The organism is Nocardia sp. CC201C (genome assembly GCF_030010695.1).
GTDB classification, from domain to species: domain Bacteria; phylum Actinomycetota; class Actinomycetes; order Mycobacteriales; family Mycobacteriaceae; genus Nocardia; species Nocardia otitidiscaviarum.
The window spans coordinates 1-12,742 of sequence record NZ_JASCXP010000211.1 but is presented as its reverse complement, the minus strand read 5'-3'; the positions used below and the strand labels follow the sequence as shown (position 1 = coordinate 12,742).

General features: G+C 70.2%; 11 protein-coding genes. 7 read left to right on the top strand and 4 right to left on the bottom strand.

The annotated features are described in order from the left end of the window. Both QK444_RS21340 and QK444_RS21335 read right to left on the bottom strand, forming a co-directional pair. Positions 1 to 1,184 (bottom strand): PspC domain-containing protein (locus tag QK444_RS21340; RefSeq protein WP_282782958.1); only part of this gene is annotated, 1,184 nt, incomplete at its 3' end. 81 nt (positions 1,185 to 1,265) lie between these two features. Next, positions 1,266 to 2,564: a lipase family protein gene (locus tag QK444_RS21335; protein ID WP_282782964.1), complete on the bottom strand. Its 1,299-nt coding sequence runs from the start codon at positions 2,562 to 2,564 to the stop codon at positions 1,266 to 1,268. 245 nt (positions 2,565 to 2,809) lie between these two features. On the opposite strand from QK444_RS21335, the gene QK444_RS21330 reads away from it, so the two are divergent. Both QK444_RS21330 and QK444_RS21325 read left to right on the top strand, forming a co-directional pair. Next, positions 2,810 to 4,162, top strand: a complete 1,353-nt coding sequence (locus QK444_RS21330) for an ATP-binding protein (RefSeq protein WP_282782962.1) — start codon at positions 2,810 to 2,812, stop codon at positions 4,160 to 4,162. 70 nt (positions 4,163 to 4,232) lie between these two features. Continuing rightward, positions 4,233 to 4,874, top strand: a complete 642-nt coding sequence (locus QK444_RS21325) for a response regulator transcription factor (protein WP_039810146.1) — start codon at positions 4,233 to 4,235, stop codon at positions 4,872 to 4,874. On the opposite strand, the gene QK444_RS21320 is transcribed toward QK444_RS21325, so the two are convergent. Further along, complete coding sequence (locus QK444_RS21320) at positions 4,824 to 5,267, bottom strand: hypothetical protein (protein ID WP_282782955.1); 444 nt, start codon at positions 5,265 to 5,267, stop codon at positions 4,824 to 4,826. The genes QK444_RS21325 and QK444_RS21320 overlap by 51 nt on opposite strands. Before the next feature lie 426 nt (positions 5,268 to 5,693). On the opposite strand from QK444_RS21320, the gene QK444_RS21315 reads away from it, so the two are divergent. From QK444_RS21315 to QK444_RS21305, 3 genes are read left to right on the top strand one after another with little or no spacing between them, the layout of a single operon-like run. Then, positions 5,694 to 6,728: a helix-turn-helix transcriptional regulator gene (locus tag QK444_RS21315; RefSeq protein ID WP_282782953.1), complete on the top strand. Its 1,035-nt coding sequence runs from the start codon at positions 5,694 to 5,696 to the stop codon at positions 6,726 to 6,728. After that, positions 6,725 to 8,137 carry an aminotransferase class I/II-fold pyridoxal phosphate-dependent enzyme gene (locus QK444_RS21310; RefSeq protein WP_282782952.1) on the top strand — a complete coding sequence of 471 codons (1,413 nt, stop codon included), beginning with the start codon at positions 6,725 to 6,727 and terminating at the stop codon, positions 8,135 to 8,137. Before QK444_RS21315 ends, QK444_RS21310 begins: the two co-directional genes overlap by 4 nt. Then, complete coding sequence (locus QK444_RS21305; RefSeq protein ID WP_282782950.1) at positions 8,134 to 9,162, top strand: hypothetical protein; 1,029 nt, start codon at positions 8,134 to 8,136, stop codon at positions 9,160 to 9,162. The genes QK444_RS21310 and QK444_RS21305 overlap by 4 nt, the downstream gene beginning before the upstream one ends. Positions 9,163 to 9,474: 312 nt before the next feature. Here the strand turns inward: QK444_RS21305 and QK444_RS21300 are convergent, their stop codons facing one another. Next, positions 9,475 to 10,629, bottom strand: coding sequence for a serine/threonine-protein kinase (locus tag QK444_RS21300; RefSeq protein WP_029923796.1), 1,155 nt, complete (start codon positions 10,627 to 10,629; stop codon positions 9,475 to 9,477). A 177-nt stretch (positions 10,630 to 10,806) separates the two neighbouring features. Between QK444_RS21300 and QK444_RS21295 the strand changes: the two genes are divergently transcribed. Beyond that, on the top strand, positions 10,807 to 11,604 hold the full coding sequence (locus QK444_RS21295; protein WP_282782960.1) for a hypothetical protein: 798 nt from the start codon (positions 10,807 to 10,809) through the stop codon (positions 11,602 to 11,604). A gap of 111 nt (positions 11,605 to 11,715) precedes the next feature. Beyond that, positions 11,716 to 12,742, top strand: a 1,027-nt coding sequence (locus tag QK444_RS21290) for a DNA polymerase Y family protein (RefSeq protein WP_282782947.1), incomplete at its 3' end; no start/stop codon positions are given.

Sequence of the window (12,742 nt, the reverse complement as noted above, 5' to 3'; positions counted from 1 at the left end):
GCCACGCCGAGCGGATCCCAGCCCGGCGGGGCGGGGCGGAAGTCCGGTGAGATGGGGGCGGGGCCGTAGGAGCGGCGCTCGGGTTCCGAGGCGGAGGGAATCCGGTGCGGGTCGGGAGATTCGCCCGGGTGTCGTCCGGGTTCGGGCGAGTAGGGCGGCGTGTCGTCCGCTCCGGAGCCGTACGACGCATCATCGTCGTTCGGGAGTTCGTCCGTAGACGCCGACGGGTCTTTGCGCAGGGTGACCGATTCCACGATATCGCCTTTGACTCGTAGCACCTCGGTACGCGTCCTTCTCTCGGGTGACTGCTCGGTTGGCGTCGGATCGCCCTCGGGGGCAGTCGAATTCGAGGCGAGTGGTTTCGCGGTGGTGGGGTCGCCCTTGGACAGTTCGACGGTCGGGGCCGGGTCGTCGTCGGATGCCGCGGCCGTGCCGTCCCCGGACTCTCCGGTCCCCGTGCTCCCGTCGGGTTTCGGCAGCACTTCGGTGCGGGCGGTGGCGTTCGAATCGCCCTCGCGCACCGGCGGTTCCGCGCGTAGCTCGCTGGTGGCGGCCTGCCGCGCCGGATCGGGCTCGTAGTGGTCGGGCAGGGTGGTGTACGGCCCGTACGGCGAGGTGGTGCCGGGGTAGCCGGTCCACTGCGGTGAGCCGGGGAAAGCGGTCCCCGGGTATCCGGTGGTCGTCGGGTACCCCATAGCGGCGAATCCCGAATCCAGGCTCCCCACCGGCGGTTCCGGTTGCCGCTGGTAGAGCAGCCACCAACCGCCCAGCATGAGCGCGAAGCTGATCAGTCCGGAGCCGCCGAGCCCGGTACCGACCGGTCCGGCGGTCATGATCGCGATACCCAGCGCCACCATCAACACGATGGTCTTGGTGTGCGACTGCGAACTGCGTCCCTTCCCGAACAGCGATTCGGCGGCCGACGCCTCGTCCCCCTCCTGGCGCATGAGCACCCAGCTCGCGAGGTACAGCACGATGCCCGCGCCGCCGAAGAAGGCCGAGATCACGAAGGCGACCCGCACCAGTACCGGATCGACGTTGTACCGCCGCCCGAATCCGGCGGCCACGCCCGCGATCGGCCCCTGCCGCGGCATTCGCACCGGCCGGGTCTGCCAGAGATGATGAAGCTGATCGCTGAAGCTGCCCCGTCCGGCGCCACTGGACCAGTCGCTCGCTGAGTTCATGGTCCCATCGTCGCGCCGCCCGCCGCTCAGCCGCATCGGGGTTCACCCTGAAAATGGGCCTGAACTCCCGGAGCAGCGCGCTCAGCTGCCGGGGAAGCCGGGTGGCAGCGGCTGGAAGTCGGCCTTGAACTTCGGGCCCGGCGGCAGGCCGCGCAGCAGTGCGCTGGTCCAGGCGACCGCGGGAATCCATCCGGTCACGGCGTTGGTGATGTGCTCGGGCACCGGCACGGTGTAGAAGCGCAGGTCCGCGCCGCGCTCCCAGTACGAGTTCACGGTGGGGATCACCACCGACGGCGGGATCAGCTCATCCCACAGGCCGTGCCACCACAGCACCGGCGTATCGGGGATGTATTTGCCGAGGCTGTTGTCCCGCAGCACCTTCAGTACCTCGGGTGAATTCTCCAGCGACTTGCCCGGTTGGTAGTAGGCGCTGATCGGACGGTACGACCCGGTCAGCGCGATGGTGGCGTAGCAGCGGTCCTGGAAGTCCGCGAGCAGCCGCTGCCCCTCCTCGGTGAGCAGTTCCTTCGGATCGAAGACGTCCGGGTATTCGCGGGCCAGCGCCGCCATTCCGAGCCACATGGTGAAGTTGCTGGTGCCGGTCAGGCCCGGCTGCGGCTGGGTGGCGTAGCGCGCGATGCCCACCAGGTCGCCCGGGGTGCCGCCGATGCTGGTGCCGAGAATCCGCACATCCGGTGCGTAGGTGGCGCGCAGTTCCGCCGCGCGGATGGAACCCGAGCCGCCACCGGAGTAGCCGTAGAGCGCGATGCCGGAATCGGTCAGGCCCAGGCCCGGATCGTTCTTCATGGCACGCAGGCTGTCCAGCACCATCTTGCCCTCGGCATAGGTGTTGAAGGTGTTGAACTTGCCGTCGAAGTCGGGCACGTTGATGGCGAAGCCCTGCGCCAGCCAGTACTGGGCGAGCGCGGCCTCCTTCATGGTCCCGGTCCGCAGCGTGTAGGACGGATTGCAGGAGGAGTCGGTGGAGTCGATCGCCTCCTGGAAGGACACCACCGGGCGCGGGCTGCCCACCCACGGAATGCCGGGGACGATCACGGTGGTGGCGGTGACGATCGGATTGTCGTGCACGTCGTTGGACCGGTACAGCAGCTGCTTGGTGTAGACCGGGAACGGAATCCCCAGGATCCGGGTCTGCACCTCGCGCGAGCGCACGATCTGTCCGGGCTGGTAGGCGGCGATATCCGCCGGATCGTCGTACCAGGGGTCCTCCTCCGGCACCGGAATCGGCAGCAGGTCGTACAGCTCCGGTTCGGACGGCAGCCGCGGCAGCTGATTCTGGTCGGGCGGGAAGGTCGGATATCCGGGTTCGGCGACCGCCGTCCCCGCCGCACTCACCGCCACTAGCCCCGACATCGCCATCACGGCGAGTCGGCGCAGGCGCGCCTTGCTCACTTGGATCCTCCAGCGTCGTTGCTCGTATCGCCGATCGCACTTACTCGGCGGTCAGTTGCCAGCTCACAGCACATGACAGCAATGCGCTATCGGCAGACCGCCGAGAGTGGACGGATCCGACTGTGCATATGCACAAGTCCCCCGGCCTCAGGGTGTGAATCCGGGTGTTTCCGGATGCCGCGGTGTCGGGTGTGCGTGCCACTATCGAAGGCATGTACCCACCGGTGCCCTTCTTCGACCCTGCCCAGGGGCCGCCCGTCGCGCATGTGCCGCGGCTGATGCGGCGCTCCGGTGGGCGGATCGTCGGCGGTGTGGCCGGTGGGCTCGCCGATCACCTCGGTGTGGACGTGTTCAAGGTGCGGATGGCGTTCGTGCTGTTGTCCGCCCTGGCCGGGGCCGGGATCCTGGCGTACGGACTGCTGTGGATCTTCACCCCGGGCGGTGGGGACGACACCCCGCCGTCGGCGCGGGAGCGGCGGCAGGGCATCGGGTTGGCGCTGCTCGGGTTGGCGCTGTCGGTGGCCATGGCGTGGGTGTTCAGCGGGACCGCCGCCCAGGTGATCGGGCCGATCATCGTGGTCGCCGTCGGCGCGGCGCTGGTGTGGCGCGAGTTCGACGAGGACGGGCCGCGCTCGGTCCTCGGCCTGCCCGCCAAGGCGTCGGTGGTGACCTGGGCGCGCATCGTCGGCGGGGCCACCCTCATCGTGGTCGGTCTCGGTGTGGTGGTGTTGGCGCGCATCGATCTGAGTTCGCTCGGTTCGGCGCTGCTGGCGGTGGCGGTCACGCTGATCGGCGCGGGACTGCTCACCGTGCCGCTGTGGCTGCGCATGATGCGCGCGCTCAACGACGAGCGCTCGGCTCGCATTCGCAATGAGGAGCGTGAGGAGATCGCCTCGCATCTGCACGATTCCGTCCTGCAAACCCTCGCCCTGATCCAGCGGCAGGCCGACAATCCGCAGGAGGTGGTGCGGCTGGCCCGCAGTCAGGAGCGGGAGCTGCGCAAATGGCTGTTCGACGACACCGGGCCCGCGCATTCCAGTCTGGCCGCGGCGCTGCGCACCATCGCCGGTGAGGTGGAGGACCAGCACGGCGTGAAGGTCACGCCGGTGACCGTCGGCGATGTCACCATGGATCTCGACGACAGCGGCAGCGGGCTGCCCAAGGAGCATTTCACCGCGATTCTCGGGGCCACCCGGGAGGCGCTGGTCAATGCCGCCAAACATGCGGGCGTCCCGGCCATCGACCTGTTCGCGGAGGTCGAACCGCATCAGGTGAGCGTCTTCGTGCGTGACCGCGGCAAGGGGTTCGACCCCGACGCCGTCTCCGCCGACCGGCAGGGCCTGGCCAAATCCATTCACGGCCGGATCGAGCGCCGTGGCGGCACCGTCGAGGTGAAGTCCGCGCCCGGCCGCGGTACCGAGGTGCGAATCTTCATGCCGCGCAAGGACGGCGCCGATGAGCGGTTGGTCGTTCGCACCGATGAGCCGGTATCGGGTGAGGAACCGGCGACCGAGTCGCCGAACGAGCGGGTGACCGATGACGCGACCGTGGAGGGTCGGCGCTGACCGCCACGTCGGCGCAGCGTGTGGTACGGATGTGGGTGGGTTCGATCCGCAGGCAGCGTGAGGAGATGCAGTGAGTGTCCGGGTCTTTCTCGTCGACGATCACGCCGTGTTCCGGTCGGGAGTGCGCGCGGAGCTGAGCCGGGAAACCGATATGCAGGTGGTCGGCGAGGCCGGTGGGGTGGCCGAGGCGATCGCCGGAATCAAGGCCAGCACACCGGATGTGGTGCTGCTGGACGTGCACATGCCCGACGGCGGCGGCGTCGCGGTGTTGCAGGGGATCGAGGCGGGGCCGGTGTGCTTGGCACTCAGCGTCTCCGATGCGGCCGAGGATGTGATCGCGGTGATTCGGGCGGGGGCGCGCGGCTATGTCACCAAGACCATCTCGGGACCGGAACTGGCCGACGGCATCCGCCGGGTGGCCGGGGGCGACGCGGTGTTCAGCCCGCGGCTGGCCGGATTCGTACTGGACTCCTTCACCGGCCGGTCCCAGGTGCCGGAGCCGCCGCTGGATCCGGAACTGGATTCGCTCACCCCGCGGGAGCTGGAGGTGCTGCGCCTGCTGGCGCGCGGCTACACCTATCGGGAGATCGCCGAGAATCTGTTCATCTCGGTGAAAACCGTGGAGACGCACGCCTCCAATGTGCTGCGCAAGACGCAGCAGTCAAACCGCAACGCCCTCACCCGCTGGGCGCATCGTCGGCGCATCGACTGAGCGGCACGCGCCATCCTGCCCGCCGGGTCCCCTCCGCTCGGCGGGCAGGATGCTGCGCGAACCGGTGGCGTGGTGCCGCCGATCCCGCTGGACTATCTGGGTGCTGAGCCGAACGACGGCCTCCTCCAGGGTGATTCCGAGATCCTCGGCGCGGGCCGCGGCCAGTTCGAAGGCGAGCAGCACCTCCTCGGTCGGCGTGTCACCGGCGGCCGCCGTGGCCAGGTCGAAGTCGCCCAGGAATTCGTCGAGCGCCATTCCGCTCATCGCCTGCACCTTGGTCAGGAAGCGTCCGGGCAGCCAGCTCAGGGTCCAGCCGTTGCCGCGGGGATCGTAGATCGCGATTTCCGGGGTGAGGTCGCTGGTGATCGACCAGTCGGTGATCCGGAGTGTCATGGTGCTCGCCTCCTGCTCAAGGTTCTCGTGACTTGGCTTGTTGGCGTGGATGTTTCGCGGGCGGGGCCGTACCTAAATGCTAAGAGTCGCCACTTTGGGACGTCAATAAAGCTTTAGTGACTTGTGATGATATTTAGTAAGCATTTCTGCCCTAATTTAGGCAGTAAGAATGGATTTCAGCACGAGTAGGCTGTCAATTGTCCGGTGAGCAGTGCACGGAAGCGTAAGAACACCGCCGAAGGCCGGGTGAGCTACCGTGCATCGTGTGTCACCCGTCTCGGGGGTTACGGCGGTGTGCCGCATGAAGTTCCAGGTGAGAGGGCATAACATCCATCACTCGACAACCGATGACACATCGTGATTAGAATGTCGCCTCGTGACACTCTGTGTGCACGCGAATTCCGGGCGACCGACAGGAGGCGCCCGATGACCCGGCCCGCGGACAACGAGCGGATTGGCGAGTTGGTACGCCGCCTGCGTATCGAACGCGGCTATACCCAGGCGTCCCTGGCGGCCAAGGCGGACTGTTCGCGCAGCCTCATCCAGCAGATCGAGAACGGCACCCGCATCCCGCCGCTACCGCTGCGGGAGCGGCTGAGTCTGGCGCTGGGAGAGGAACTTCCGATGTCGGGCCCGGCCGAGCCCGGCGAGGCCGCCGGCAGCGAGTACTACGAGCTGCGCATGCGGTTCAACGTGCTGCTCGGCAAGGACCCGCAGCTGGTGGAGCGCGCCCTCGTCATCGCCCAGCGCCTCATCGACGCGGCCGGCGCGCGCGACGACATCGAACCGCTGCGCCTCATCGCCGACCGGCAACTGGAACGCGCGGAAGAGATTCTGGCGCAGATACCCTCACGCAGCGCCACCGTGTGGGAGTGGAACACGGTGCTGGACTGGCTCACCATTCTCGGCCAGGCGGCCCACTCCGTGCGCGCCATCCACACCGCGGACCTGGGCACCATCGGCGGCGACGTCGGCGACGACTACCACCAGGCCATTCTGCGGCTCGCCGCCGCCGGGCGGGATGTGCGGCGCATGTATGTGCTCGACGGCATCGACGATGTGGTGCCTTACGAGGACAAGCTGTGGCGGCAGGCGCGCGCCGGCGTGGTGAGCATCCTGGTCAAGCGTGAACACGCCCGCAACGCCCAGAGCATGCTGGTGGTCGACGAACGCTATGTGGCCGTGGGGGAATACGACTACTCCCGGCAGGCGCGCGTCGCCACCCGCTTCTCCGCGCTCAAACACGATGTGGAATTCGCGGTGAAGCGGTTCGAGAAGCTCTACGACCTCGCTCGGGAAGGGTCGGCCATCACCGTCAACGATATCGTCGCCGCGCCGGAGTTGGCCCGCTACGAGCGGCTCACCGACGACGGTTGCCGCGAGCTGTTCCGGGAAGCACTGGAACGGCAATGGCGTGAGCTACCCGCACCCGGAGAAGCGCCGCGAGGTGATCGGTGGTGAACCACCGGTTCGAACTGGGTGCCCGCACCAGCCGCTCGGAGGAGCGCAAGCGCGAGGTGCGGCGGTATCTGGGTGCGGCGCAGTGGTTTCCGGGGACCGAGGGGCGGATCTATCCGGAGGTCATCGACGCCTACCACGGAGAGACGGGGCTGGCCCCGGACGCCAAGGCGGTCGCGGCGCTGGACCGGGCGTGGAACGAGCTGCTGCGGCTGGAACGCCCGGCGGAGTACCGCGACGGGGTGCTGTACGACAAACGCCAGCCCATGATTCTGCGAGAGTTGGCCGCCGACAAGCTGTTCGGGCGGTTGTGGCAGCCGACGGCCGAGGTGGCCGGGGTGCGGGTGCGGCCCGAGGAGGTCGTGGTCTGCCCCTATTCGAGCACGGTGCTGCTGGAGGAGGCCGTGGCCACGCTGGCCCGGCCCGGCGGGGTGATCGTCTGTCCCGAGGGCTTCTACAAGAGTTCCAGCATTCATGTGGAGAAGTACGGGCTGAGCATCGTGACCTGCCCCGCCACCGCCGACGACGCGTTCCGGATCGACCCGGAGGCGCTGGCGCGCTGCCTGGACGGCTACGCGGCGCAGGGGCGGCTGTGCGGCGTGCTGCTCACGCTGCCCGGGAATCCGGTCGTCGCCGACTACTCGGCCGAGCAGCTGGGCGAGATCGGGCGGGTGCTGCTGGAGCGCGACGTGCCCGTCATCTGCGATATGGCCTTCGACCGGCTGGTGGAGCACATTCCGCTGGCGGCGGTGCGGGTCGCGGGCGCGGGCGGGGTGCGGCGGATGTACGACCGGGTGCTGACCGTCACCGGTAATTCCAAGGGCTACAACGCCTTCGGGCCCTGCAAGTTCGGCGCGGCCTGCACCGGTGACGCGGTGTGGCTGCGGGAGGTGAGGGAGCGGCTGACCATCGCCTTCCAGCGGGAGACCACCCATCTGGTGCGCGCCACCCTCGAACACACGGGGGAGGAGTACTTCACGGCCAACCGCACGCGGATGCGGGCGCAACTGGAACGGGCGCGGATGCGGATCGAGGGACTCAACGCCCGGGTGGGCGTGCCGGTGCTGCGTCCGCTCGGCAGTTTGCAGGGCATGTTCCTCAGCGTGGTCTTCGACCGCGCGATCCTGGAATCGGCGGGGGTGCACAGCAGTGCGCAGCTCGAGGATGTGCTGTTGGCCGCCGCCGGAATCGACAGCGTGGCCCTGGACCGCACCGGGTCGCCGCGGCTGGGGGTGCGGCTCAATGTGCTCGCGCCGCGCAAGGCTCCCGGCAGTGAGTCCGCCGATCTGCTGGACGAATTGTTCGACCGGATCGAGCGTTTGGTGCTGGATATGGTGGCCGGGCTGACCTACGGGCAGGTGCTGGCCGGGCGCGGGTTGCCGGACCTGCCCGAATTCGCGGCGGCGTCGTGATCGTCGGCGTACCGCGCGAGACGGCTTCCCGGGAACGGCGGGTCGCACTGACTCCCAATGATATTCGCGGGTTGGTGGCGGCAGGCGTGACGGTGGTCGTGGAGCGCTCGGCCGGACTCGGGGCCGGGTTCGCGGACGCCGACTACGCGGCGGCCGGTGCGGGTGTCGTGGCCGACCGGCAGGTGATCTTCGGTCGTTGCGACGTGGTCGCCTGGGTGAAAAAGCCCGCCTTCGAACTGGATTCGATGCCGCTGCGTCCGGGTATGCGGCTGGTCGGATTCCAGGACCCGATCGCCCGCCGGGCCGAGATCGCCGCCCTGCGGGCGCGCGGAATCGACTCGGTGGCCTTCGAACTCGTCCCGCGCACCGACCCGCCCGCCTCCCACGACGCGCTCTCCGCCATGAGCCGTTTCGCCGGGCGGCTCGCCTATGCCGAAGGGCGGGAACTGCTGTCGCCCCGGGACCGGCCGTTGCGTGTCCTGATCCTGGGTTGCGGGCAGGCCGGGCTGGCCGCCGTCGCCGCGGCCGTCGACCACGGTGACGAGAAGCCGACGGTCTTCGGCAACCGCGCCGAGCAGGAGTCCGCCGCATTCGCCTGCGGCGCAGGGGTATTCGTGCCGGATGTGAGCCCGGACCGCATCCGCGACCACATCGAACGCGAAGCCCCGGACCTGATCTGCTGCGCGGCCGTACACCGTGGTGACCGCGCGCCCTTGCTGCTCGATGCCGACGCGTTGGACGCTCTCGGTGCGGGTGCGGGTGCGGGTGCGGGTGCGGGTGCGGGTGCGGGTGCGGGTGCGGGTGCGGGCGCTAGTGTGAGTGCGGTGGTGGTCGATCTCGCGGCCAAGGCGGGCGGCAACTGCGTCGCGACCCGTGTGGACGCCACGACCACTCTCGCCAATGGCGTTGTGGTCACCCACCGTTCGAACTACCCGGCCGCACAGCCCCGCGCGGCCAGCGTGGCGTACGGCGCGGCCACCGCCGCCATGATCCTGCGACTCCTGGGCTCCGCGCCGCACCTCTAGGACCGGTCGCCGGATACCCCGGTCGCAGGATGCCCGGCCGCTGGGATGCCCGGTCGCCGGATGTCTGGCCGCTGGGATGTCTGGCCGCTGGGATGTCCGGCCGCAGCGGATACCGCCGCCCGGGCGCATGCCGTGCTGACCGAGGTGCGGCACTCGAGCACGGGCCGTGTGGGCGCCGAGGCGCCACTGCGGTGAATGCGGGGAACCAACGGGTTCGTAGGTCGCCACCACGAGTGCCGGTGCCAGCCTATCCGGCGGCGGATCTCGGTGAGACGAACCGGTTCGACGGGCATACCGCCATGGCGCGGGCGGCTACATCACCGCCACGAGGATCACGATGATGATCAACAGGCCGATGAGCAGGCCGATGGCCACCGCGAGCGGACCCGCGTTGGGGCCGAGGTTGGCGAAGTCGATGCCCTTCGGCTTGCGCTGTGCCGCTGCGGGAGCGGCGGTTTGGGTGCGCGGCGGGCGGGGGAGCGGGGTGGAGTGCGGGCTGCGCAGGCCCGCGGCGGAGTTGCGGGCTGCCCAGGCGGGGATGGTGCCGTCCTCGGTGCGCACGGGCGCGCCGAGAATGTAGGGGGCGGTGCCGGGACCGAATGCGGCCGTGAGGATCTCATTGCGGGCCTCGGTCATGGTGGGGCGGCGCTGCGGTGCCGGCTCCATCATGTGCAGCAGGGCCTGGGTGAGCGGTCCGGTGCGCTCCGGCGGGATGATCTGCGCCATGGCGGCCCGCTGCACCACCGCGTCGCTGTCGTCGGAGAAACCGTAGGGCGGCTGGCCCTCGATGGCGGTGTACAGCGTCGCGCCGAGTGAGAACACATCGCTGGCGCTGGTCGGCTGTGCCCCGCGCGCCACCTCCGGCGGCAGGTAGGCGGGGGTGCCGGTGATGACATCGGGATCGTCCATGCCGTCGCCGACGCCGCGTGAGATGCCGAAGTCGCTGAGCTTCACCATGCCCACCTCGTCGCCGCGGTCGGCGACGAGGATATTGCCGGGCTTGATATCGCGGTGCGTGATTCCGGCGGCGTGCGCGGCCGCGAGCGCGTCGGCCACCTGCGCGCCGATCTGCGCCACCTCGATGGGGGAGAGCCGGTCCACCAGCGCCAGTGCCTTGGCCACGCTGCGCGAGGGCAGGTACTCCATGACCAGCCACGGCTCACCGGCCTCGAGCACCACGTCGTAGACGGCGATGGCGTGCTCGTGTGAGAGCTTGGCCGCCACCCGGCCCTCGTGGACGATCTGGTTGCGCACCGCCTCGGCCTGCTCCTCGCTCAGTCCGGCGGTGGTGAGCACCTGTTTGATGGCGACGTCGCGGTGGAGTAGGCGGTCGGTTGCCAGCCACACCGCGCCCATGCCGCCGCCGCCGATTTTGGATTGCAGGCGGTAGCGGCCGGCCACCAGGTAATCGGGGCCGACGATGGGACGGGCGCGTTCGGTCACGGGTGCAGGGTAGCGGAAAACCATCCCGACGGGCCTGCTTCGAAACCCGAGGTTTGCGCCACTCCCCCTTGACGTGACCGAGGTGTCGGGTTCTACTGGATTGCACTCGAACGTATATTCGAATGTTGTGGGTAGCTGGATCGGTGCTGGGTATTCGGGATCCGGTAGCGGCGGATCCATCGGTGGGAGAGGTGGTCGATGATGGGTTCGGCTGGGCAGGTGCGGGGGCAGCAGCTCGAGCAGCTGCGGCGGCGGATGGCCGCGATCCCGGCCCGCGGCGCGGATCCGTCCGGACGAGCCGCGGTGTCCGGCGCGTTCCGACGGGAAGCGCTGCCCGTCCCGCCCGCGCTGGTGGAGTTGCTGCCCGAGGGCGGGCTGGCCAAGGGGTCGGTGGTCGCCTACACCGGCGCCAGCTCCCTGCTCTCCGGTCTGCTGGCCGCCGTGACCGGTGCCGGAGGGCACGCCGCCGCGGTCGGTCTGCCCCGTCTCGGTCTGCTGGCCGCCGCCGAAATGGGAGCCCAGCTGGGTCGCCTGGCGGTCGTGGCGGACCCCGGCCCCGACCGTCTGGAGGTGGCCTCGGTCCTGCTGGACGGCCTGGACCTGGTGGTCCTCGGCCTCGACGGAGCCGCCGTGCCGCCGTCGCGCGCCCGCGTGCTCTCCGCTCGCGCCCGCGCCCGCAGCTCCACCCTCGTGGTCACGGACGGCTCCTGGTCCGGCCCCTCCCTGCGCATCGATACCAAGGTCACCGGTTACGACGGCCTCGGCCGCGGCTGCGGCCGTCTGCGCACCGTCCGCCTCGACGTCTCCGTCCGCGGCCGCTCCCTCCCACCCCGCCACGGCCGTCTCGCCACCTTCCCCCGCAACGGCCGCGTCGAATGGGATCACACGCCCGTCGAAACCCTCCGCCCCGCCCACGCCGACCCCGCCCACCCCACCGGCACCACCGCGGACTCCCTCCGCACCCCGACCGATCCGCTCGCTCGCCATGCGGCTTCTTGAACCGCCGCGTTCCGGTGCGGGTGCGCCGAGGCCGGACCTCGGGCGGTCGGCCCGTGCAGCTGTGGCCGTGGCGGAAACGAATGCGCGGTGGGGAGCGCTCGGGTGGTCGGCGTGAGCGGGCGGTCCACGTCTCGGGTGTTGGCGGTGTGGTGTCCGGATTGGCCCGCGGTGGCGGCGGCGGCCGTGGCGGGGGTGCCGGTGACTCGGCCGGTGGGGGTGTTCTCGGCGAATCGGGTGGTGGCCTGTACGGCGGTGGCTCGGGCCGAGGGGGTGCGGCGGGGGGCGCGGCGGCGGGAGGCGCAGGCTCGGTGTCCGGAACTGCTTGTGGTGCAGGATGATCCGGATAGGGATGCGCGGGCGTTCGAACCGGTGGTGGCGGCCGTGGATGCGACGGTGCCGGGGGTGGAGGTGTTGCGGCCGGGGCTGCTGGTGCTGGCGGCTCGGGGCGCGGCGCGGTATTTCGGATCGGAGGAGGCGGCGGCGGAGCGGTTGGTGGACGCGGTGGCGGCGGTAGGGGTGGAATGCCAGATCGGGATCGCCGACGAACTGTCGACGGCGGTGTTCGCCGCGCGGCGCGCCACCCTGGTGCCGCCCGGAGGCGGCGCGGCCTTCCTCGCGCCGCTGCCGATCGGCGAACTCGCGGTGGAACCCGCCCTGTCCGCCCCGGAACGCGCGGACCTGGTGGATCTGCTGCACCGCTTGGGATTACGCCGCATCGGCGACTTCGCGGCGCTCACTCCCGCCGAGGTGTCCTCCCGTTTCGGCGCGGACGCCATCGCCGCGCACCGCTGCGCGCTCGCCCGACCCGAACGCCGACCCGGCACCCGGCCGCCCGCCGCCGACCTCACCGTGGAATACCGCTGCGACCCGCCCATCGACCGCGTGGACGCCGCCGCCTTCGCGGGCCGCATGCTCGCCGCCCAGCTGCACGAACGCCTCGCCGCCGCCGCGGTGGCCTGCACCCGCCTGTCGATCCAGGCGGAAACCGCTGCCGGAGAACACCTCTCCCGCACCTGGCGCTGCGCCGAACCCCTCACTCCCGACAGCACCGCCGACCGCATCCGCTGGCAGCTCGACGGCTGGCTCACCCGCCGCACCCGCGGCGGCGATCGGGCGGATCCGCCCGCGCCCACCGCCC

Excerpts from the sequence above, each read along its gene's own strand:
- QK444_RS21335 (WP_282782964.1), bottom strand. The coding sequence starts at position 2,564 with ATGGCGATGTCGGGGCTAGTGGCGGTGAGTGCGGCGGGGACGGCGGTC.
- QK444_RS21330 (WP_282782962.1), top strand. The coding sequence starts at position 2,810 with ATGTACCCACCGGTGCCCTTCTTCGACCCTGCCCAGGGGCCGCCCGTC.
- QK444_RS21320 (WP_282782955.1), bottom strand. The coding sequence starts at position 5,267 with ATGACACTCCGGATCACCGACTGGTCGATCACCAGCGACCTCACCCCG.
- QK444_RS21300 (WP_029923796.1), bottom strand. The coding sequence starts at position 10,629 with ATGGTTTTCCGCTACCCTGCACCCGTGACCGAACGCGCCCGTCCCATC.
- QK444_RS21295 (WP_282782960.1), top strand. The coding sequence starts at position 10,807 with ATGGGTTCGGCTGGGCAGGTGCGGGGGCAGCAGCTCGAGCAGCTGCGG.
- QK444_RS21315 (WP_282782953.1), top strand. The coding sequence starts at position 5,694 with ATGACCCGGCCCGCGGACAACGAGCGGATTGGCGAGTTGGTACGCCGC.